Source organism: Cellulosimicrobium cellulans (genome assembly GCF_016921195.1).
Lineage (GTDB): Bacteria > Actinomycetota > Actinomycetes > Actinomycetales > Cellulomonadaceae > Cellulosimicrobium > Cellulosimicrobium cellulans_F.
Window position 1 is genome coordinate 54,825 of record NZ_JAFGYF010000011.1, and the last position, 18,590, is coordinate 73,414.

Genomic DNA, 18,590 nt, shown 5'->3' on the forward strand with positions numbered 1-18,590 from the left:
TGGTGTCCTCGCGTCTCTCTGTGCGCTACGCCTGGGCGGCGATTACTGCGCGACCTGGGTGATCTCGAACGGCTTCGGCTGCTGCGCGGCGTGCGGGTGCTCGGCACCCGCGTAGACCTTGAGCTTGCCGAACTGGGCGCGACCGAGGGTGGTCTTGGGGAGCATGCCGCGCACGGCCTTCTCCACAGCACGCTCGGGGTGCTTGTCGAGCAGGTCGCCGTAGGCGACGGCACGCAGACCACCCGGGTAGCCGGAGTGGTTGTAGGCCATCTTCTGCTCGCGCTTGTTGCCGCTCAGGGCGACCTTGCCGGCGTTGATGACGATGACGAAGTCACCGCCGTCGACGTGCGGAGCGAAGGTCGGCTTGTGCTTGCCGCGCAGCAGGGTGGCCACGTGGCTGGCCAGGCGGCCCAGGACGACGTCGGTCGCGTCGATGACGTACCAGTCGCGCTGGACGTCGCCGGGCTTCGGGGTGTACGTACGCACGGTCGTAGCCTTCGTTTCTGTCTCAGAATGTCATCTTCGGTCGCTGAAGCGTGCGGCCGAGAGGGCAGGTCGTTGCGCGGCGGGCTCGGTCGGCACCCGCTCCTTGGCCGGCAGCGAGTGGGCGCGCTAGCGACACGGGTGTCGTGAGATGAGCACAACGACTCAACAGACTACCCGCGCGGCAGGCCACCGGTCAAAGCGGCGGGGCTGGTGGGCAGGCCGGTGGCCGGGCGCTCGGCCACGCACGTCGCGCACCGCGTCGAGCGCGGGACGTGCACGCAGTCCGGGCAGTACAGGCGCAGCGTCCGACAGCTCGGGTCGGCGCAGTTCTCGTACTTCGCCGTCGCCGCCCCGCACCCCGTGCACGCGCCGAGCGGCGTCGACCCCGGGCCGAGATCGACGTGCATGCGCTCGTCGAACACGTAGAGCGAGCCCTCCCACAGCCCCTGCGAGCCGAACACCTCGCCGTACCGCACGACGCCGCCGTCGAGCTGGTACACCTCCTCGAAGCCGCGAGCGGTCAGGAGCGCGGACAGCACCTCGCACCGCACGCCCCCGGTGCAGTAGGTGACGACCGGGCGCTGCTTGAGGTCGTCGTAGCGACCCGAGTCGATCTGGGCGACGAAGTCGCGCGTCGTGGCGACGTCCGGGACGACCGCTCCGCGGAACCTCCCGATCGCCGCCTCGAACGCGTTGCGGCCGTCGAACATCACGACGTCGTCGCCGCGCTCCGCCACGAGGTCGTGCAGGGCCTGCGGGCTGAGCCGCACCCCGCCCCCCACGACGCCGTGCTCGTCGACCCGGACCTCGTCGGGGACGCCGAACGCCACGAGCTCGGGGCGCACCTTGACGGACAGGCGGGGGAAGTCCCGACCCGTGCCGTCGGACCACTTGACGTCGATGTCCTCGAAGCCGGGGTACTGCCGGGTCGTCTTCACGTACTGCTTGAGGTCCTCGACCGTCCCGCCCAGCGTCGCGTTGATCCCGTGCTCCGCGACGATCACGCGCCCCGTGAGGTTCCACCGCTCCCCCAGCGCCCGCTGCCAGAGCTGCACCGCGCGCGGGTCGGGCAGCGGCGTGAAGGCGTAGAAGAGCACGATCTTGTGGACGGCCATGCCCACCAGGATAGGGACGGCGCGCCCCGCCCCGGGACGCGGCGGCTACCGCGCCCGCTGCACGCGCTCGACGTCCCAGACCGGCTCCGGCGCCTCGACGACCTCCCCGTCGCTGCGGAACACCAGGTAGCGGTCGAACCCGCGCGCGAACCACCGGTCGTGCGTCACCGCGAGCACCGTGCCCTGGAACGCCGCGAGACCGGCCTCGAGCGCCTCGGCCGAGTGCAGGTCGAGGTTGTCCGTCGGCTCGTCGAGCAGCAGGAGCGTCGCGCCGTCGAGCTCGAGCAGGAGGATCTGGAACCGCGCCTGCTGCCCTCCCGAGAGGGTCTCGAAGCGCTGCTCCGCCTGACCGACGAGCTCGTACCGGTCGAGTGCGCGGCTCGCGCCCTCGCGGCCCATCCCGGCCCGGTGCCCGTCGCCGCGGTGGAGGATCTCCAGGAGGGTCCTCCCGCGCAGCTCCGGGTGGTCGTGGTTCTGGGCGAACCAGCCCGGCCGCACGCGCGAGCCGAGCACCGCCCGACCGGTGTGCGCCACGGGGTCGGGCCGGACGCCGTCGGACGTCGCGGGGTCGGGCACCACCCCGGGCTCGGGGTCGCTCCCACCGGCGGCGAGGAGCCGCAGGAAGTGCGACTTGCCCGACCCGTTGGAGCCCAGCACCGCGACGCGCTCCCCGAAGAACACCTCGAGGTCGAACGGCTTCATGAGCCCCGTGAGCTCGAGCCCCTGGCACGTCACGGCCCGCTTCGCCGTGCGCCCGCCCGCGAGCCGCACGGTCACCCGCTGCTCGCGCGCGAGCACCTCCGGGGGGCCGGCCTCCTCGAACTTGCGCAGGCGCGTCTTCGCCGCCTGGTACCGGCTCGCGAGCCCGTCGTTGTAGGCGGCCTTGGTCTTGAGCGTCTGCACGAGCTCGCGCAGCTTGGCGTGCTCCTCGTCCCACCGCCGCGCGAGCTCCGCCAGGCGCTCCCGCCGGTCGGCGCGCGCCTGCGCGTAGGTCGCGAACCCGCCGCCGTGCACCCAGACCGTCCCGCCGCCCGGCGTCGGCTCGATCGTCGCGACCTGCGTCGCCGTGCGGGACAACAGCTCGCGGTCGTGCGAGACGTAGAGGACTGTCTTGGGCGACGCCACGAGCCGCTCCTCGAGCCAGCGCTTGGTCGGCACGTCGAGGTGGTTGTCCGGCTCGTCGAGCAGCAGCACCTCCTCCGGACCGCGCAGCAGCGCCGTCAGGGCCAGGCGCTTCTGCTCCCCGCCGGACAGCGTGCGCACGTCGCGCCACTGCGCCTTCTCGAACGGGACGGACAGGACCTCGTCGGTCACCTCGTCCCACGCCGTCTCGGCCTCGTAGCCCCCGACGTCGGCCCAGTCGACGAGCGCCTGCGCGTACCGGAGCTGGGCCGGCTCGTCGTCGACCGTCATGATGTCGTGCTCGGCCGCGGCGAGCTCGAGCGCCGCCTCCTTGACCGCGGCCGGCGCGAGCTCGACGAGCAGGTCGCGCACCGTGCGGTCGTCGTCGATGCGCCCCACGTCCTGCCGCATGACGCCGAGGCCGCCGCTGCGCACGACCGCCCCGCCGTGCGGCGCGACGTCGCCCGTGACGATGCGCAGCAGCGTCGACTTGCCGACGCCGTTCGGCCCGACGAGCGCGACCCGCGCGCCGTCCGCGACGCGCAGGCTCACGCCGTCGAGGAGCGTGCGCCCGTCGGGCAGGTGATACGTGACGTCGCTGAGGTCGAGGTGTCCCACGGGGTCCATGGTCCCCCGGGAGCGCCGCCCGGGTCACGCGCTTTGCACGACGACCCGCCCTGCCCGACGGCGCACGGTCCGGGAAGCCGGAGCGCGCCCGCGCGAGGGCTCAGCGCCGGCCGCCCCCGAGCAGGCCGCCGAGGCCGCCCAGCAGGTCTCCGAGGCCGCCGCCGGACGTTCCCGAGCCCCCGCCCAGCAGGCCCCCGAGCACGTCGCCCAGACCGCCGGTCGCGCTCTCCTGCTCCGCCGGCGAGGGCTCCGCACTGCCGCGCTTGCCCCCGAGCTGCTTCGCGAGGAACGCCAGCGCGATCGGCGCGAGCGCGGGCAGGACCTTCGACAGCAACCCTTGCTGCGTGCCCGTCGAGTCGGCGAGCTGCGCGACGACCGCCTCCTCGTTCGACCCGAACACGTGCCGGACGATCTTCTCGCCGTCGGCCGTGTCCACGTCGTCGAGGTTCACCCCGCCCTCGACGAGCGACGGGTCGTGCTGCGTGAGGGCCTTGCCCAGCGACGCCGCGCCGGCGGGGTCCTGCGCGTTCGCCCGGAGACCACCCAGCAGGGCGGGGAGGGCCGCACCCACGGCCTGCTGCGCCGTCGCCTCGTCGACGCCGAGCCGACCGGCGAGCTGGTCGAGCGGGATGGTGGACAGGATGTCGTCGATGCCGGCCATGAGGGTCCTCGGTTCTCGGGGTCGTTCGCGGGTGGCCGCGACGCACGCGACCCGTCCCACGGTATCGCCGGCGGAACGTCCGTGCAGGTCGGGCGGCAGATGCTGCGTCGGACCCGACGAGGTGCCACTGTGGACGCATGAGCGAAGACACCACGGGGACCAGCCCCGACCCGGAGACCGGCGCCGAGGGCGACAACGACCAGCTCCAGGCCGAGGACACGCTGCTCGACCGCGGCGTGGACGACGTGCTCGACGAGGGCTACTCGCCTCCTGACCGCCCCCGCACGAACCACTTCGGCGAGACGCCGTGGGAGGAGGTGCACGGCGAGACGCTCGACCAGCGCCTCGCCGAGGAGGAGCCCGAGGAGTGGGACCGCGACCCGCTCGAGCGATCGGACGACTCCCGCTCGGGCCGCCTCGTCGCGGACCCCGACGCGCTCGACGGGCGCCAGAACGACACCTACGCCGACGACGAGGGCATCTCCGGGGGCGCCGCGGGCGCCGAGGAGGCGGCCGTGCACGTCGTCGAGGAGCCCTGAGCGAGCCGCGACCCGGCCGTCCCGGTCAGGCGGCGCCCCCGTCCCAGACGTCCTCCTCGTTCCGGACGGCGCGGACGCGGTCGGCGCGTGCCGCGAGCTCGTCGTCCGGCGGGTAGGTGACCTCCTCGAGCACGAGCCCGTGGGCGGGGACGACGCCGGCCCCTGCGTCGCGACGGCGGCTCGCGAGGAGCTGCGCGGGCCAGTCGACCCCGCGCCGTCCCTCTCCGACCGCGAGCGACGCCCCGACGAGCGCGCGCACCATGTTGTGGCAGAACGCGTCCGCGCGGACGTGCGCGACGACGAGGCCCGCGTCGGGCCCGTCCGCAGGACGCGACCACGACAGGTGCTGGAGCTCGCGGATCGTCGTCGCGCCGGGACGCGGCTTGCAGAACGCGGCGAAGTCGCGGACCCCGAGCAGCGGCCGCACGGCGGCGTCCATCGCGGCGACGTCGAGCGGGCGCCGGTTCCACAGGACCCACGCCCGCCGCAGCGGGTCGCGCCGCGCCGGGTCGTCCGCGACCCGGTACGTGTACGCGCGGTGGAGCGCGGAGAACCGCGCGTCGAAGCCCACGGGTGCGGGCGCCGCGCGGTGCACGACGACGTCCCCCGGGAGCACCCCGCCCAGCCGCGCGACGAGCGCGTCCCCGGGCGACCGATCGGAGCGACCGGGGAGAGCCTCCCACTGGTCCCGCGAGAGGTCGACGTGCGCGACCTGTCCGCGCGCGTGCACTCCCGCGTCGGTGCGCCCGGCGACGGTCAGGCGAGGCGCTGGGCCGCGCAGGAGGGTCGCGAGCCCGTCCTCGATGGACCCCTGGACGGTCCGCAGCGCCGGCTGGCGCGCCCAGCCGGCGAAGTCCGTCCCCTGGTAGGCGAGGTCGAGGCGCACGCGTACGACGCCGTCGGGCGGCTCCTGCCGTCCGCTCGGCCCGGGGCCCGCGGCCGCCGCCGGCACGCCGAGGGCGGGGTCGTCGGTGCGTGCGTCGGGGGCAGGGGCGTCGCTCACGGGAGTTCACCGTAGTCGCCCGGCCGTGCGGCGCGCGCGCCGCCGTGCCTACGCTGCCGCCCATGACCGGCGACCGCGCAGACGTCCGCACCCTCGCCGTGGACTGCGGCGGCGGCGGCATCAAGGCGAACGTGCTCGACGCGTCGGGCACCGCGCACGCCGCCGCCGTCCGCGTGCCGACGCCCTACCCCCTGCCGCCCGGGCTGCTCGTCGAGACGATCGCCGAGATCGCCGCCACGCTGCCCCCGGCCGACCGGGTCACCGTCGGCATGCCCGGCATGATCCGGCGCGGCGTCGTCGTGCACACGCCGCACTACGTCACCCGCAGCGGCCCGCGCTCGCGCGTGGACCCGGATCTCCTCGAGGCATGGACGAGCTTCGACGTCCAGGCCGCGGTGGCCGCGCGCCTCGGCGTGCCCGCCCTCGTCCTCAACGACGCCGAGGTGCACGGCGCGGGCGTCGTCGCGGCGTCCGGGCTGGAGCTCGTGCTGACCCTCGGGACGGGGCTGGGCTCTGCGCTGTTCCACGGTGGTCGGCTCGCGCCGCACCTCGAGTGGTCGCGCGCCCCGGTGCGCCGTGGGACGACGTACGACGAGTACGTCGGCGAGCCCGAGCGGCGGCGGCTCGGCAACGGGCTGTGGTCGCGGCGCGTCCTCGCGGTCGTCGAGGGCCTGCGGCCCGTCTTCTGGTGGGACCGGCTCTACCTGGGTGGCGGGAACTCGCGCCAGATCACCCCGAGCGTCCTCGACCGCCTCGGCGACGACGTCGTCGTCGTGCCGAACTCCGCGGCGCTCGTCGGCGGGGCGCGCGCGTGGGACCTGCCGCCCGCCTGACCGCCTCAGCGCGCGACGGTGCGACGCGGCGCGACGGCGCGGTGGGCGTCGAGCAGGACCCGGTTGAACGCGACCGGTGCGTCGAGGCTCACGAGGTGCCGGGCGCCCGGGACCACCACGAGCCGAGCAGGCGCTCCCCCGCGCCGGGCCGCCTCGACGAAACCGCGCTCGCCGAGCCGGAAGTGGTCCCACCGGCCGTTGACCAGCCAGACGGGCGAGTCCGTGGCGGCGAGGGCCGTCGCGGGGTCGACCGCCTCGACCTCCCGCAGGATCGCGCTCATCACGTCGAGCGCGAAGCCGCCCGCCGCGAGGTCGGCCGCGGCCTGGGGCGTCAGCGCCCGGTCGACGAGCGCCTGGTTCAGCCCCGCTCCGCCGTCGGGCAGCCGCTCGATGCCGCGCGCGACGAGGAGCCAGCCCCCGCGCAGCCGCGTGGTGGGCGGGGTCGAGCACGCGGCGGCCACGAGGCCGACGACGCGCTCGGGGTGCCGCGCCCTGGTCTCGATCGCGACGTAGCCGCCCAGCGACAGACCGACGACGAGCGCGCGGCCGCCCACGTCGTCGATCCCCGACACGACCGCCCCCACGGCACCGTCCAGCGTGAACGTCTCGCCGCGCCGCGCGCCGTGCCCCGGCAGGTCCACGGCGAGCGCGTCGACCCCCGCGCGGCGCATGGCGGCGAGCTGGTCGCGCCACATCGACCGCGACGTGCGCGAGCCGTGGACGAGGACGACGGGCGGCCACGCCGCCCGCCCGGTACCGGCGGAGGTGTCGCGAGTGGGCACCCGTCGACCCTAGGCCGCGGCGCGGTCGTGCGCTCGGCCGGAGGTCCGCCGTCGGGCGCCCGCACTCCCCGATCTGCACCGCGTCGCCCGGCGCCGGGGACAGCGCGTCCCCCGGAACGCCGCAGGGCCCGGAACCGTACGGTTCCGGGCCCTGCGGCGTGGAGTCCCGGAGGACTCCGCGAGTCGATCGAGGAGGCTCAGGCCTCCTTCTTCTCCTCGGTCGCGTCCTCGACGGGCGCGTCCTGGACGTCCTCGGCGGGAGCGTCCTCGACGGGCGCGTCCTCGACGGGCGCGTCCTCGACGGGCGCGTCCTCGACCGCGTCGGCCTTCGTGGCCGGCTTGTCCGCCTTCTTCTTGCTCGCCTTCTCCGCGGCCTTCTCCGCCTCGCGGACGACGGCCTGCTTGGGGCTGACGGGCTCGGTCACGAGCTCGATCACCGCGAGGGGCGCGTTGTCGCCCTTGCGCGTGCCGACCTTCGTGATGCGCGTGTAGCCACCCTCACGCTCCGCCATCTGCGGGGCGATCTCGGTGAACAGCGTGTGCACCACGGACTTGTCGCGCACGACGCGCAGGACGCGACGACGCGCGTGCAGGTCGCCGCGCTTGGCGAACGTGATGAGGCGCTCGGCCACCGGGCGCAGGCGCTTCGCCTTGGTCTCGGTGGTCGTGATGCGGCCGTGCTCGAAGAGCTGGGTGGACAGGTTCGCGAGCATCAGACGCTCGTGAGCCGGTCCGCTGCCGAGCCGGGGGCCCTTGGCGGGGGTAGGCATGGGATGTGCTCCTTGGGAAGTGATCGCGCCGCAGGTGCGGACCCGGACGCGCTGAGGTGTCTAGAGCCGCAGGCTCAGTACTGCTGCTCGGTGTCCGAGAACGTCGCCTCGTCGTCGTCGCCGTCGTAGTACGCGGCGGCCGACGGGTCGAAGTCGAGCGGCGAGTCCTTGAGGGACAGGCCGAGCTCGGCGAGCTTCTCCTTCACCTCGTTGATGGACTTCGCACCGAAGTTGCGGATGTCCAGCAGGTCCGCCTCGCTGCGTGCGACGAGCTCGCCCACCTGGTGGATGCCCTCGCGCTTGAGGCAGTTGTACGAGCGGATCGTGAGGTTGAGCTCCTCGATCGGCAGCGCCAGGTCCGCGGCGAGCGCCGCGTCCGTCGGCGACGGGCCGATCTCGATGCCCTCGGCCTCGACGTTGAGCTCACGGGCCAGGCCGAAGAGCTCCACCAGCGTCTTGCCCGCCGACGCGAGCGCGTCGCGCGGCGAGATCGCCGGCTTCGTCTCGACGTCCACGACCAGCTTGTCGAAGTCCGTGCGCTGCTCGACACGCGTCGCCTCGACCTTGTAGGTCACCTTGAGGACCGGCGAGTAGATCGAGTCGACCGGGATGCGCCCGATCTCGGCGTCGAACGACTTGTTCTGCGAGGCCGAGACGTACCCACGGCCGCGCTCGACGGTGAGCTCGATCTCGAGCTTGCCCTTGTCGTTGAGCGTGGCGATGTGCAGCTCGGGGTTGTGGACCTCCACGCCCGCGGGCGGGACGATGTCCGCCGCGGTGACCGCACCAGCACCCTGCTTGCGCAGGTACATCACGACGGGCTCGTCGTTCTCCGAGGAGACGACGAGGTTCTTGATGTTGAGGATGACCTCGGTGACGTCCTCCTTCACACCCGGCACGGTGGTGAACTCGTGGAGCACACCGTCGATGCGGATGGAGGTGACCGCCGCGCCCGGGATGGACGACAGCAGCGTGCGACGCAGCGAGTTGCCGAGCGTGTAGCCGAAGCCCGGCTCCAGCGGCTCGATGGAGAAGCGCGAGCGGTTCTCCGAGATGACCTCTTCGGTCAAGGTGGGGCGCTGTGCGATCAGCACTGGTGGTTTCCTTTCGGTGAGCGTCCGCCATATGACGCTGCACGGTTCAAGGCGAGGTGCGCGCCTGCGGCACGCGGCCCCGGCCGGGACTCTGTCCACCCGGTCGGGAAGGGAGCGTCGGCCCCGTCAGGAGGCGGCTGCCCCGTGACGGGCGCCGTCGACGGGCTCGGCCGGTCGGTGACCGGGCGGCCCGTCGACGGCACGCCGACGACGAGGGTCAGACGCGACGACGCTTGGGCGGGCGGCACCCGTTGTGCGCCTGCGGCGTGACGTCCTGGATCGAGCCGACCTCGAGGCCGGCCGACTGCAGCGAGCGGATCGCCGTCTCGCGACCCGAGCCCGGGCCCTTGACGAAGACGTCGACCTTCTTCATGCCGTGCTCCTGCGCCTTGCGAGCAGCGGCCTCGGCCGCGAGGCCGGCGGCGAAGGGGGTCGACTTGCGGGAGCCCTTGAAGCCGACGTCGCCGCCGGAGGCCCACGCGATCACGGCACCCGACGGGTCCGTGATCGACACGATCGTGTTGTTGAACGTGCTCTTGATGTGCGCCTGGCCGGCGGGGACGTTCTTCTTGTCCTTGCGGCGAGGCTTGCGCCCAGCGGCGGCGCGAGTCTTGGGAGGCATCTTTCGTTTCTCTCCTGGTCTGAGGTGGTCTGACCGCGGGGATCTCCGACCGGGACGACGTGGACCGTGCGGCCGACGTCAGCACCCGAGCGGGGCCCGCCCTGCGGACTGGCTCAGCGGGCCTTCTTCTTGCCGGCCACGGTGCGCTTCGGTCCCTTGCGCGTGCGCGCGTTGGTCTTGGTGCGCTGGCCGCGCACGGGCAGGCCGCGGCGGTGACGCAGGCCCTGGTAGGTGCCGATCTCGACCTTGCGGCGGATGTCGGCGGCCACCTCACGACGGAGGTCACCCTCGAGCTTGTAGTTGCCCTCGAGGTAGTCGCGGAGCGCGACGAGCTCGGCGTCGCCGAGGTCCTTCACGCGCGCGTCCGGGCTGATGCCGGTCGCGGCCAGCGTCTGCTGGGCGCGGGTACGGCCGACGCCGTAGATGTAGGTGAGCGCGACCTCGAGCCGCTTGTCGCGGGGGAGGTCGACGCCGATGAGACGTGCCATGTGCCTTTCGGCTCCTCGTTCTTCGTCGGAGGTCTGTCGCACCGCCCTCCCACGGGGAGCTCCGTGGGCCCCGGCCTCCGAGCCGGGGGTTCCCCTGCCTGTGGCGTTCTCCTCCCGGACTCGTGTCCGGTGTGCCGAGCAGGTTCGTGGTGGTGCGCTGGTGGCCGACCGTCGTCGTGACGGGCGGCCCGGTGACCGTGGCCCCGGAGGACCGTCACCTGTGGCGCAGGCGCGGGCTCAGCCCTGGCGCTGCTTGTGCCGCAGGTTGTCGCAGATCACCATGACGCGACCGTGCCGGCGGATCACCTTGCACTTGTCGCAGATCTTCTTGACGCTGGGCTTGACCTTCATCTTCGTTCCCTCAGTGGTGCCCCGCTCCGGGCGCGACCGACGAGCGGCCCCGGTGACCGGGTGGCGTGGCGGGTGAGTGGGTGGACGCGTGGCGACTACTTGTAGCGGTAGACGATCCGGCCGCGGGACAGGTCGTACGGGCTCAGCTCGACCACGACCCGGTCCTCGGGGAGGATCCGGATGTAGTGCTGGCGCATCTTGCCCGAGATGTGCGCGAGGACCTTGTGACCGTTGGCCAGCTCCACGCGGAACATCGCGTTCGGCAGGGCCTCGACCACGCTGCCCTCGATCTCGATGACACCGTCCTTCTTTGCCATGTCCTCCGCTAACTCTCGTCTGAACTGCTAGGACTCCCGCGCACGCCCGACCCGAGGGTCGTCCGATCGTGGGAGGTGCGTGGAGCCGCGTGCGGAGGCCGGTCGCCCGGGTCCCGAGGGACGGGGGCCGGTTGAACGACGTGCACGGACTACACCCGACGGACCATCCTACGGCATCCGGCAAGGGAGGCGAAACCGTGACGGGCGTCCAGGGTCGTGCGACGCGTCACTCCCCCGCCGCTCTGGGCCGGGCGGCGCTGGAGCGCGACGGCGGTCAGGCGGCGAGCGGCGTGACGCGCACGCCGAGCTCCGCGAGCTCGGCCGCTCCGCCGTCGGGCGACGTGAGGACCCAGATGCCGTCCTCGAGGATCGCGACGCTGTGCTCCCAGTGGGCCGCGCGCGCACCGTCGTCGGTCACGACCGTCCAGTCGTCCTCGCAGACCTCGGTGAACCGGTCGCCGAGGGTCACCATCGGCTCGATCGCCAGGCACATGCCCGGCCGCAGCCGCGGTCCCTTCTCACGCGTGCGGTAGTTCGGGACGTCCGGCGGCTGGTGCATGGCCGAGCCGATCCCGTGGCCGACGTAGTCCTCGACGATCCCGTAGGCGACGCCGTCCGCCTCCCCCGAGGCCTGGACCGAGTCCTCGATCGCGGCGCCCACGTCGACGAGCCGCTCGCTCGTCGCGAGCGCGGCGATGCCCGCCCACATCGCACGGCGCGTAGCCTCGACGAGCGCCTCGTCCCGAGGATCGCCCTCACCGAGGACGAACGACACGGCGGAGTCGCCGTGCCAGCCGTCCACGATCGCCCCGCAGTCGACGGAGACGACGTCCCCCGGGCGCAGCTCGCGCGGGCCGGGGATGCCGTGCACGACCTCGTCGTTCACGGACACGCACAACGACGCCGGGTAGCCCTCGTACCCGAGGAACGACGGCGTCGCGCCCGCGTCCGCGATCACCGCCGCGGCGAGCGCATCGAGGTCCGCGGTCGTCATGCCCGGACGCACCGTCTCGCGGACCGTCGAGAGCGCCCGCGCGACCACGAGGCCGGCGCTGCGCATGGACCGGACCTGGTCGTGCGTCTTGTACTCGATGCGTTCGCGACCGAACACCGTGCTGCTCTCCAGACCTGCGGACGAACCGCGCTCAGCCGACGAGCGTGGTCAGCGCCGCGACGATGCGCTCGGTGATCTCGTCGACCTCGCCGATGCCGTCGACGCGGACGAGCAGACCGCGCTCGTCGTAGGCGGACGTGAGGGGCGCCGTCTGCTCGGCGTAGATGTCGAGGCGGCGGGCGATGGCCTCCTCCGTGTCGTCCTCGCGTCCCTCGATCTCGGCGCGCTTCGCGAGGCGGGCGAGGAGCTCGTCGCGGTCCGCCGTGAGCTCCACGACGCCGTCGAGCGCGACGCCCAGGTCGGCGAGGATCGCGTCGAGCTCGACGACCTGGGCCGCGTTGCGCGGGTAGCCGTCGAGGATGAACCCCTGCACCGCGTCGTCCTGGGCGAGGCGGTCGCGCACCATCGCGTTCGTCACCGAGTCGGGCACCAGGTCGCCCTTCGCGGTGTACTCCTGCGCGAGCCGACCGAGCTCCGTGCCGCCCTTGATGTTCGCCCGGAAGATGTCGCCGGTCGAGATCGCGGGGATGGAGAGCTGCTCGGCGAGCCGGGCGGCCTGCGTCCCCTTGCCGGCGCCCTGCGGGCCCATGATGACGAGGCGCGCGGGACGCGCGGCGGACTGGCCGTCGGTGGCGTTGCTCAACGGAGGAACCCTTCGTAGTGGCGCTGCTGCAGCTGGGAGTTGATCTGCTTGACCGTCTCCAGGCCGACGCCGACGACGATGATGATCGAGGAGCCACCGAACGGGATGTTGGTGCTCACGCCGAGCCCGATGAGGACCAGCGTCGGCAGCAGGGCGACGAGCGCGAGGTAGATGGAGCCCGCTGAGGTGATGCGGGTGATGACGTAGTCGAGGTACTCGGCGGTCGGGCGGCCGGCGCGGATGCCGGGGATGAAGCCGCCGTACTTCTTCATGTTGTCCGCGACCTCGTCCGGGTTGAACGTGATCGACGTGTAGAAGAAGCAGAAGAACAGGATCATCAGCACGTACAGCACGATGTGCAGCGGCGCTGCCGGGTCGGCGAGGTTCGTGCTGACCCAGATCACCCAGTCGGCGCTCTGGTCGCCGAACTGGGCGACGAGCCCCGGGACCGCGAGCAGCGAGGCCGCGAAGATCACCGGGATGACGCCGGCCATGTTGATCTTGATCGGGATGTAGGTGCTCGAGCCGCCGTACATGCGGCGCCCGACCATGCGCTTGGCGTACTGGACCGGCACGCGGCGCTGCGACTGCTCGACGAACACGACCAGGCCGATGACGACCACGATCACCGCGATCATGATGATGAAGTTCGTCGCGCCGTTGGCGCCACCGGCGATCGACCAGAGCGCGGTCGGGAAGCTCGCGGCGATCGACGTGAAGATGAGCAGGGACATGCCGTTGCCCACGCCGCGCTCGGTGATGAGCTCGCCGAGCCACATGATGAGGCCGGTGCCCGCGGTCATCGTGATGACCATGAGCGCCATCGTGACGAAGCTGCCGTCGGGGATGACGTCGACCGAGCAACCCTGGAAGAGCAGGCCGTTGCGCGCCGTCGTGATGACAGTGGTCGACTGGAGGATGGCGAGCGCGATCGTCAGGTACCGCGTGTACTGCGTCAGCTTCGCCTGGCCCGACTGGCCCTCCTTGTGGAGCGCCTCGAAGCGAGGGATCACGACGCGCAGCAGCTGGACGATGATGCTCGCGGTGATGTACGGCATGATGCCGAGCGCGAAGATCGACAGCTGGAGCAGTGCGCCGCCGCTGAAGAGGTTGACGAGGCCGAGCAGGTCGTTGCCGTCGGCGGTCTCCGCGATGCACTGCTGGACGTTGGGGTAGTCCACACCCGGCGTGGGGATGAACGACCCCACCCGGAAGATCGCCATGATCGCGATCGTGAACAGCAGCTTGCGCCGCAGGTCGGGCGTCCGGAAAGCCCGGGCGAATGCGCTGAGCACCTATCCTCCTGGCCCGCCGAGGCGGGATGTCGTGTCGCCGGGAGGCCCGGCGAGGTGTGACGCACGGCACCGGCGCCAAGAGGCACCCTAGCCGTAGCGCCGCGTCGAACGGCAAGTCGGTCCCGACGGCCGGACGGACCGGCCGCGGACCTGCGAGTGACGGCGGTCACCCCGGGGTGCGGGAAGACAACCGTCGGAGAGTCTAACCGTGGCGCGCTGCCGGACGGACCACGGGTCGTGCGGGAGGACCTCCCCAGACGCGGACAGGGCCGACGGCGCGAGCGCGCCATCGGCCCTGTCCGGGGTGTCAGTCCTCCGAGACCGAACCGCCGGCCGCGAGGATCTTCTCGCGGGCCGAGCCCGAGAGGGCGTCGACCGCGACCTCGAGCTTGACGGTGATCTCGCCCGTGCCGAGCACCTTGACGAGCTGGCCCTTGCGGACCGCGCCCTTCGCGACGAGGTCCTCGACGGTGACCTGGCCACCCTCGGGGTACAGCGCCGCGAGCTTGTCCAGGTTCACGACCTGGTACTCGGTGCGGAACGGGTTCTTGAAGCCGCGCAGCTTCGGGAGGCGCATGTGCAGAGGCATCTGCCCACCCTCGAAGCGCTCGGGAACCTGGTAACGAGCCTTCGTACCCTTGGTACCGCGGCCCGCCGTCTTACCCTTCGACGCCTCACCACGACCCACGCGGGTCTTGGCCTTCTTGGCGCCGGGAGCCGGACGCAGGTGGTGGACCTTGAGCGTGCCGCCGGCACCCTCGGTCTGCGCGGACTGCTCGGCCTTCGCCGGAGCGGACGCCTTCGCAGCAGCCTTCTTCTTCGGAGCCTCGGCGGTCTCCTTGGTGGCCTTCTCAGCCATGGTCACTCGACCTCCTCAACGGTGACGAGGTGCGCCACCGTCGCGACCATGCCGCGGATCTCCGGGCGGTCCTCCTTCACGGCGGTGTCGCCGATCCGCTTGAGGCCCAGAGTGCGCAGCGTGTCGCGCTGGTTCTGCTTGCCGCCGATGGCGGACTTCGTCTGGGTCACCTTGAGCCTGGCCATCAGGCGTTCACCCCCGCAGCACGGGCACGCAGGAGCGCGGCCGGGGCCACGTCCTCGAGCGGGAGACCACGGCGCGCGGCGACAGCCTCGGGCTGCTCCAGGTTGCGCAGGGCCTCGACGGTCGCGTGCACGATGTTGATCGCGTTGGACGAGCCGAGCGACTTGCTCAGCACGTCGTGGATGCCCGCGCACTCCAGCACGGCGCGCACCGGACCACCGGCGATCACACCGGTACCGGGAGCGGCCGGACGGAGGAAGACGACGCCGGCGGCGGCCTCACCCTGGATGGGGTGCGGGATGGTGCCCTGGATGCGCGGGACCTTGAAGAAGTTCTTCTTGGCCTCCTCGACACCCTTGGCGATCGCCGCGGGCACCTCCTTCGCCTTGCCGTAGCCGACACCGACGGTGCCGTCGCCGTCGCCCACCACGACCAGCGCGGTGAAGCTGAAGCGACGGCCGCCCTTGACGACCTTGGCGACGCGGTTGATGGTGACGACGCGCTCGACGAAGGCGTTCTTCTCGGCTGCGTCGCCACGGCGACCGTCGCGACGGTCACCACGACGGTCGTCGCGGCGCCCCCCGCGCGCGTTCTGGTCGCTCGACTCGTTGGCGGCACCCGTGGGGGCGCCGGTGTTGCTGCGCTGCCCTGCAGCCATCAGAGAATCCTTTGCTTCCGTGTGGGGATGGTCGGCGTCGTCACAGGGACAGACCGCCCTCGCGGGCGCCGTCGGCGACCGCAGCGACCCGACCGTGGTACTTGTTGCCGCCACGGTCGAAGACGACCGCGTCGACGCCCTTGGCCTTCGCACGCTCGGCGACGAGCTCGCCGACCTTGCGGGCCTTGGCGCTCTTGTCGCCGTCGAGCGCACGCAGGTCCGCCTCGAGCGACGAGGCCGACGCGAGCGTCTGACCGATCGAGTCGTCCACGACCTGGGCCGTGATGTGGCGCGTGGAGCGCGTCACCACGAGGCGCGGACGAGCGGCGGTCCCCTTGATCTTCTTGCGCAGGCGCAGGTGGCGGCGCTGACGCGCGACGGCCTTGCCCTTGCCGAGAACCTTCAGAGCCATCGTTACTTACCAGCCTTTCCGACCTTGCGGCGGACGACCTCGCCGGCGTAACGCACACCCTTGCCCTTGTACGGCTCGGGCTTGCGGATCTTGCGGATGTTCGCTGCGACCTCGCCGACCTGCTGCTTGTCGATGCCGGAGACCGAGAACTTCGTCGGGCTCTCGACCGCGAACGTGATGCCCGCGGGCGGCGTCACGACGACCGGGTGGCTGAAGCCGAGGGCGAACTCGAGGTCCGAGCCCTTGGCCGTCACGCGGTAACCGGTGCCGACGATCTCGAGCTTCTTCTCGTAGCCCTGCGTCACGCCCTCGACGATGTTCGCCAGGAGGGTGCGCGTGAGGCCGTGCAGCGCGCGGGACTCGCGCTCGTCGTCCGGGCGCGACACCACGAGGGTGCCGTCCTCCTGGGCGACCTGGATGGGGGCGGGCACGTTGTGCTCGAGCGAGCCCTTGGGGCCCTTCACGGTCACGAGCGCGCCGCTGATGGTGACGTCCACTCCGGCGGGAACCGGAACGGGGATCTTGCCGATTCGAGACATGGCGTATCTCCTTTCCGGGTTACCAGACGTAGGCGAGGACTTCGCCGCCCACGCCCTTCGTGGCGGCCTGCTTGTCGGTGAGCAGGCCGGAGGACGTGGACAGGATCGCCACGCCCAGGCCGCCGAGAACCTTCGGCAGCTCGGTGGACTTGACGTACTTGCGCAGGCCCGGCTTGGACACGCGGCGCACGCCGGCGAGGCTGCGCTCACGGTTCGGGCCGAACTTCAGCTGGATGGTGAGGTTCTTGCCCACCGTCGCGTCCTCGACGCTCCAGCCGGAGATGTAGCCCTCGGCCTGGAGGATCTCGGCAATGTGCGACTTCAGCTTCGAGTACGGCATGGTCACCGTCTCGTGGTAAGCCGAGTTCGCGTTCCGCAGACGCGTCAGCATGTCTGCGATCGGGTCGGTCATCGTCATCGGGCTCTAGCCCTTCCTCGACGTGGTATCCGGGCGGAGGCGCGCCGTGCGGCGCGCTCCGCCAGGACCTACGACGTAGTTGTTACCAGCTGCTCTTGGTGACGCCCGGGAGCTCACCACGGTGGGCCATCTCGCGCACGCAGATGCGGCACAGGCCGAACTTGCGGTACACCGAGTGCGGGCGACCGCACTTCTGGCACCGGGTGTAGGCGCGGACCGCGAACTTGGGCTTGGCGGCCGCCTTGTTGATCAGGGCCTTCTTCGCCATGTCAGTTCTCCTTGAAGGGGAAGCCGAGACGGCGCAGCAGGGAGCGGCCCTCGTCATCGGTCGTCGCCGTGGTCACGATCGTGATGTCCATACCGCGGACACGGTCGATCTTGTCCTGGTCGATCTCGTGGAACATCGACTGCTCCGTGAGGCCGAACGTGTAGTTGCCGTGCCCGTCGAACTGCTTGGGCGACAGGCCGCGGAAGTCGCGGATACGCGGCAGGGCGATCGACAGGAGGCGGTCCAGGAACTCCCACATGCGGTCGCCGCGCAGCGTGACGTGCGCGCCGATCGGCATGCCCTCGCGCAGCTTGAACTGCGCGATGGACTTGCGGGCCTTGGTCACCTGCGGCTTCTGGCCGGTGATCGCGGACAGGTCGCGGATGGCGCCCTCGATGAGCTTCGAGTCCTTGGCGGCGTCACCGACACCCATGTTCACGACGATCTTCGTGACGCGGGCGACCTGGTTGACGTTCTCGTGCCCGAACTCCTCGCGCAGACCGGCGACGATCTCGTCACGGTAGCGCTGCTTCAGACGGGGCACCTCGGGGGCGACGATCTCGGTGCTCATCAGATGTCCTTCCCGGAGCGCTTCGCGACACGCACGCGCACGGTGCGCTTGCGGCCGTCACGCTCGACCTCTTCGGTGCGGTACCCGACTCGGGTGCCCTTCTTGGTCTCCGGGTCGACGACCATCACGTTGCTGATGTGGATCGGGGCCTCGACGGTCTCGATCCCACCGGTCCGCGTGCCGCGCTGCGACTGGCCGACCTTGGTGTGCTTCGTGACGCGCTGGACGCCCTCGACGATGACGCGGTCACGGTCGGTGAGCACCTCGAGGACGCGGCCCTGCTTGCCCTTGTCCTTGCCGGCGATGACGACGACGAGGTCGCCCTTCTTGATCTTGGCCATGGTCAGAGCACCTCCGGAGCCAGCGAGATGATCTTCATGAACCGCTTGTCGCGCAGCTCGCGCCCGACCGGGCCGAAGATGCGCGTCCCGCGCGGCTCGCCGTCGTTCTTGAGGATCACGGCGGCGTTCTCGTCGAACTTGATGTAGGAACCGTCCGGACGACGGCGCTCCTTGGCGGTGCGGACGACGACGGCCTTGACCACGTCGCCCTTCTTCACGTTGCCGCCCGGGATCGCGTCCTTGACGGTTGCGACGATGACGTCGCCGATTCCGGCGTAGCGACGGCCCGAGCCACCGAGAACACGGATGCAGAGGATCTCCTTGGCACCCGTGTTGTCGGCGACACGAAGTCGCGACTCCTGCTGGATCATGTAATGAACTCCTGTCGTCGAGCCGGTTCTCGCGCGAGGCGAGCCTTGCCGAACGGATAGCTGTCAGTGCCGGGTCCCTCGCGGGTGAACCGGCCAGGACCGGGCGGT

27 protein-coding genes are annotated in these 18,590 nt (G+C 71.7%); 2 read left to right on the forward strand and 25 right to left on the reverse strand.

Annotated features, from left to right (window positions below; genetic code table 11):
• Positions 1-42: 42 nt before the first annotated feature.
• From rplM to JN535_RS17730, 4 genes are all read right to left on the reverse strand, one after another.
• Positions 43-486, reverse strand: a complete 444-nt coding sequence (rplM, locus tag JN535_RS17715; protein ID WP_205207161.1) for a 50S ribosomal protein L13 — start codon at positions 484-486, stop codon at positions 43-45.
• Positions 487-656: 170 nt separating this feature from the next.
• A complete protein-coding gene (trhO, locus tag JN535_RS17720) occupies positions 657-1,601 on the reverse strand; it encodes an oxygen-dependent tRNA uridine(34) hydroxylase TrhO (protein ID WP_205207162.1) in 945 nt (314 codons plus the stop codon).
• Positions 1,602-1,646: 45 nt separating this feature from the next.
• Complete coding sequence (locus JN535_RS17725; protein WP_205207163.1) at positions 1,647-3,341, reverse strand: ABC-F family ATP-binding cassette domain-containing protein; 1,695 nt, start codon at positions 3,339-3,341, stop codon at positions 1,647-1,649.
• Positions 3,342-3,450: 109 nt separating this feature from the next.
• Positions 3,451-4,011 carry a DUF937 domain-containing protein gene (locus tag JN535_RS17730; RefSeq protein WP_205207164.1) on the reverse strand — a complete coding sequence of 187 codons (561 nt, stop codon included), beginning with the start codon at positions 4,009-4,011 and terminating at the stop codon, positions 3,451-3,453.
• Positions 4,012-4,148: 137 nt separating this feature from the next.
• On the opposite strand from JN535_RS17730, the gene JN535_RS17735 reads away from it, so the two are divergent.
• Complete coding sequence (locus JN535_RS17735; RefSeq protein ID WP_205207165.1) at positions 4,149-4,550, forward strand: DUF5709 domain-containing protein; 402 nt, start codon at positions 4,149-4,151, stop codon at positions 4,548-4,550.
• 25 nt (positions 4,551-4,575) lie between these two features.
• On the opposite strand, the gene truA is transcribed toward JN535_RS17735, so the two are convergent.
• Positions 4,576-5,502, reverse strand: a complete 927-nt coding sequence (gene truA, locus JN535_RS17740) for a tRNA pseudouridine(38-40) synthase TruA (RefSeq protein ID WP_205207198.1) — start codon at positions 5,500-5,502, stop codon at positions 4,576-4,578.
• 113 nt (positions 5,503-5,615) lie between these two features.
• Here truA and JN535_RS17745 point away from each other — a divergent pair, with 113 nt between their 5' ends.
• A complete protein-coding gene (locus JN535_RS17745) occupies positions 5,616-6,386 on the forward strand; it encodes an ROK family protein (RefSeq protein WP_205207166.1) in 771 nt (256 codons plus the stop codon).
• Positions 6,387-6,391: 5 nt separating this feature from the next.
• Here JN535_RS17745 and JN535_RS17750 read toward each other — a convergent pair whose 3' ends face one another.
• The 20 genes from JN535_RS17750 to rplN form a co-directional block, all read right to left on the reverse strand.
• Positions 6,392-7,168, reverse strand: a complete 777-nt coding sequence (locus tag JN535_RS17750) for an alpha/beta fold hydrolase (protein ID WP_307868920.1) — start codon at positions 7,166-7,168, stop codon at positions 6,392-6,394.
• 197 nt (positions 7,169-7,365) lie between these two features.
• Positions 7,366-7,938 (reverse strand): 50S ribosomal protein L17, encoded by a 573-nt coding sequence (rplQ, locus tag JN535_RS17755; RefSeq protein ID WP_205207167.1) that lies wholly within the window; start codon positions 7,936-7,938, stop codon positions 7,366-7,368.
• A gap of 74 nt (positions 7,939-8,012) precedes the next feature.
• Positions 8,013-9,032, reverse strand: coding sequence for a DNA-directed RNA polymerase subunit alpha (locus JN535_RS17760; protein ID WP_021479760.1), 1,020 nt, complete (start codon positions 9,030-9,032; stop codon positions 8,013-8,015).
• 217 nt (positions 9,033-9,249) lie between these two features.
• Positions 9,250-9,654, reverse strand: a complete 405-nt coding sequence (rpsK, locus tag JN535_RS17765) for a 30S ribosomal protein S11 (protein WP_021479759.1) — start codon at positions 9,652-9,654, stop codon at positions 9,250-9,252.
• Positions 9,655-9,767: 113 nt separating this feature from the next.
• Positions 9,768-10,142: a 30S ribosomal protein S13 gene (rpsM, locus tag JN535_RS17770; protein ID WP_021479758.1), complete on the reverse strand. Its 375-nt coding sequence runs from the start codon at positions 10,140-10,142 to the stop codon at positions 9,768-9,770.
• Between the two features lie 237 nt (positions 10,143-10,379).
• A complete protein-coding gene (gene rpmJ, locus JN535_RS17775) occupies positions 10,380-10,493 on the reverse strand; it encodes a 50S ribosomal protein L36 (protein ID WP_003956441.1) in 114 nt (37 codons plus the stop codon).
• A gap of 95 nt (positions 10,494-10,588) precedes the next feature.
• Positions 10,589-10,810 carry a translation initiation factor IF-1 gene (gene infA, locus JN535_RS17780; RefSeq protein WP_012867920.1) on the reverse strand — a complete coding sequence of 74 codons (222 nt, stop codon included), beginning with the start codon at positions 10,808-10,810 and terminating at the stop codon, positions 10,589-10,591.
• A 274-nt stretch (positions 10,811-11,084) separates the two neighbouring features.
• Positions 11,085-11,921, reverse strand: a complete 837-nt coding sequence (gene map / locus JN535_RS17785; protein WP_205207168.1) for a type I methionyl aminopeptidase — start codon at positions 11,919-11,921, stop codon at positions 11,085-11,087.
• A gap of 34 nt (positions 11,922-11,955) precedes the next feature.
• Positions 11,956-12,513 (reverse strand): adenylate kinase, encoded by a 558-nt coding sequence (locus JN535_RS17790; RefSeq protein ID WP_205207200.1) that lies wholly within the window; start codon positions 12,511-12,513, stop codon positions 11,956-11,958.
• 50 nt (positions 12,514-12,563) lie between these two features.
• Positions 12,564-13,862, reverse strand: coding sequence for a preprotein translocase subunit SecY (secY, locus tag JN535_RS17795; RefSeq protein WP_205207169.1), 1,299 nt, complete (start codon positions 13,860-13,862; stop codon positions 12,564-12,566).
• Positions 13,863-14,169: 307 nt separating this feature from the next.
• On the reverse strand, positions 14,170-14,721 hold the full coding sequence (rplO, locus tag JN535_RS17800; RefSeq protein WP_205207170.1) for a 50S ribosomal protein L15: 552 nt from the start codon (positions 14,719-14,721) through the stop codon (positions 14,170-14,172).
• Between the two features lie 2 nt (positions 14,722-14,723).
• Positions 14,724-14,906 (reverse strand): 50S ribosomal protein L30, encoded by a 183-nt coding sequence (gene rpmD, locus JN535_RS17805; protein WP_021480439.1) that lies wholly within the window; start codon positions 14,904-14,906, stop codon positions 14,724-14,726.
• Positions 14,906-15,562: a 30S ribosomal protein S5 gene (gene rpsE / locus JN535_RS17810; RefSeq protein WP_024840322.1), complete on the reverse strand. Its 657-nt coding sequence runs from the start codon at positions 15,560-15,562 to the stop codon at positions 14,906-14,908. Before rpsE ends, rpmD begins: the two co-directional genes overlap by 1 nt.
• 40 nt (positions 15,563-15,602) lie before the next feature.
• The gene (rplR, locus tag JN535_RS17815; protein ID WP_205207171.1) at positions 15,603-15,974 is read right to left on the reverse strand and encodes a 50S ribosomal protein L18; all 372 of its coding nucleotides are present in this window, start codon (positions 15,972-15,974) and stop codon (positions 15,603-15,605) included.
• Positions 15,975-15,976: 2 nt separating this feature from the next.
• Complete coding sequence (rplF, locus tag JN535_RS17820) at positions 15,977-16,513, reverse strand: 50S ribosomal protein L6 (RefSeq protein ID WP_205207172.1); 537 nt, start codon at positions 16,511-16,513, stop codon at positions 15,977-15,979.
• Between the two features lie 19 nt (positions 16,514-16,532).
• Entirely contained in the window at positions 16,533-16,931 is a 399-nt protein-coding gene (gene rpsH, locus JN535_RS17825) for a 30S ribosomal protein S8 (RefSeq protein WP_021480435.1), read from the reverse strand.
• A gap of 82 nt (positions 16,932-17,013) precedes the next feature.
• Positions 17,014-17,199 carry a type Z 30S ribosomal protein S14 gene (locus JN535_RS17830; protein WP_021480434.1) on the reverse strand — a complete coding sequence of 62 codons (186 nt, stop codon included), beginning with the start codon at positions 17,197-17,199 and terminating at the stop codon, positions 17,014-17,016.
• Between the two features lies 1 nt (position 17,200).
• Positions 17,201-17,770, reverse strand: a complete 570-nt coding sequence (rplE, locus tag JN535_RS17835; RefSeq protein WP_240201388.1) for a 50S ribosomal protein L5 — start codon at positions 17,768-17,770, stop codon at positions 17,201-17,203.
• Positions 17,770-18,111 (reverse strand): 50S ribosomal protein L24, encoded by a 342-nt coding sequence (rplX, locus tag JN535_RS17840; protein ID WP_021480432.1) that lies wholly within the window; start codon positions 18,109-18,111, stop codon positions 17,770-17,772. Before rplX ends, rplE begins: the two co-directional genes overlap by 1 nt.
• A gap of 2 nt (positions 18,112-18,113) precedes the next feature.
• Positions 18,114-18,482 carry a 50S ribosomal protein L14 gene (gene rplN / locus JN535_RS17845; protein WP_021480431.1) on the reverse strand — a complete coding sequence of 123 codons (369 nt, stop codon included), beginning with the start codon at positions 18,480-18,482 and terminating at the stop codon, positions 18,114-18,116.
• Positions 18,483-18,590 lie beyond the last annotated feature (108 nt).

Bases quoted from the DNA above. Each gene is read 5' to 3' on its own strand.
- trhO (WP_205207162.1), bottom strand. From the start codon at position 1,601: ATGGCCGTCCACAAGATCGTGCTCTTCTACGCCTTCACGCCGCTGCCC.
- JN535_RS17730 (WP_205207164.1), bottom strand. From the start codon at position 4,011: ATGGCCGGCATCGACGACATCCTGTCCACCATCCCGCTCGACCAGCTC.
- JN535_RS17735 (WP_205207165.1), top strand. From the start codon at position 4,149: ATGAGCGAAGACACCACGGGGACCAGCCCCGACCCGGAGACCGGCGCC.
- JN535_RS17745 (WP_205207166.1), top strand. From the start codon at position 5,616: ATGACCGGCGACCGCGCAGACGTCCGCACCCTCGCCGTGGACTGCGGC.
- rplQ (WP_205207167.1), bottom strand. From the start codon at position 7,938: ATGCCTACCCCCGCCAAGGGCCCCCGGCTCGGCAGCGGACCGGCTCAC.
- rpsK (WP_021479759.1), bottom strand. From the start codon at position 9,654: ATGCCTCCCAAGACTCGCGCCGCCGCTGGGCGCAAGCCTCGCCGCAAG.
- rpsM (WP_021479758.1), bottom strand. From the start codon at position 10,142: ATGGCACGTCTCATCGGCGTCGACCTCCCCCGCGACAAGCGGCTCGAG.
- rpmJ (WP_003956441.1), bottom strand. From the start codon at position 10,493: ATGAAGGTCAAGCCCAGCGTCAAGAAGATCTGCGACAAGTGCAAGGTG.
- infA (WP_012867920.1), bottom strand. From the start codon at position 10,810: ATGGCAAAGAAGGACGGTGTCATCGAGATCGAGGGCAGCGTGGTCGAG.
- JN535_RS17790 (WP_205207200.1), bottom strand. From the start codon at position 12,513: ATGGGCCCGCAGGGCGCCGGCAAGGGGACGCAGGCCGCCCGGCTCGCC.
- rplO (WP_205207170.1), bottom strand. From the start codon at position 14,721: ATGGCTGAGAAGGCCACCAAGGAGACCGCCGAGGCTCCGAAGAAGAAG.
- rpmD (WP_021480439.1), bottom strand. From the start codon at position 14,906: ATGGCCAGGCTCAAGGTGACCCAGACGAAGTCCGCCATCGGCGGCAAG.
- rpsE (WP_024840322.1), bottom strand. From the start codon at position 15,562: ATGGCTGCAGGGCAGCGCAGCAACACCGGCGCCCCCACGGGTGCCGCC.
- rplR (WP_205207171.1), bottom strand. From the start codon at position 15,974: ATGGCTCTGAAGGTTCTCGGCAAGGGCAAGGCCGTCGCGCGTCAGCGC.
- rplF (WP_205207172.1), bottom strand. From the start codon at position 16,513: ATGTCTCGAATCGGCAAGATCCCCGTTCCGGTTCCCGCCGGAGTGGAC.
- rpsH (WP_021480435.1), bottom strand. From the start codon at position 16,931: ATGACGATGACCGACCCGATCGCAGACATGCTGACGCGTCTGCGGAAC.
- JN535_RS17830 (WP_021480434.1), bottom strand. From the start codon at position 17,199: ATGGCGAAGAAGGCCCTGATCAACAAGGCGGCCGCCAAGCCCAAGTTC.
- rplE (WP_240201388.1), bottom strand. From the start codon at position 17,770: ATGAGCACCGAGATCGTCGCCCCCGAGGTGCCCCGTCTGAAGCAGCGC.
- rplX (WP_021480432.1), bottom strand. From the start codon at position 18,111: ATGGCCAAGATCAAGAAGGGCGACCTCGTCGTCGTCATCGCCGGCAAG.
- rplN (WP_021480431.1), bottom strand. From the start codon at position 18,482: ATGATCCAGCAGGAGTCGCGACTTCGTGTCGCCGACAACACGGGTGCC.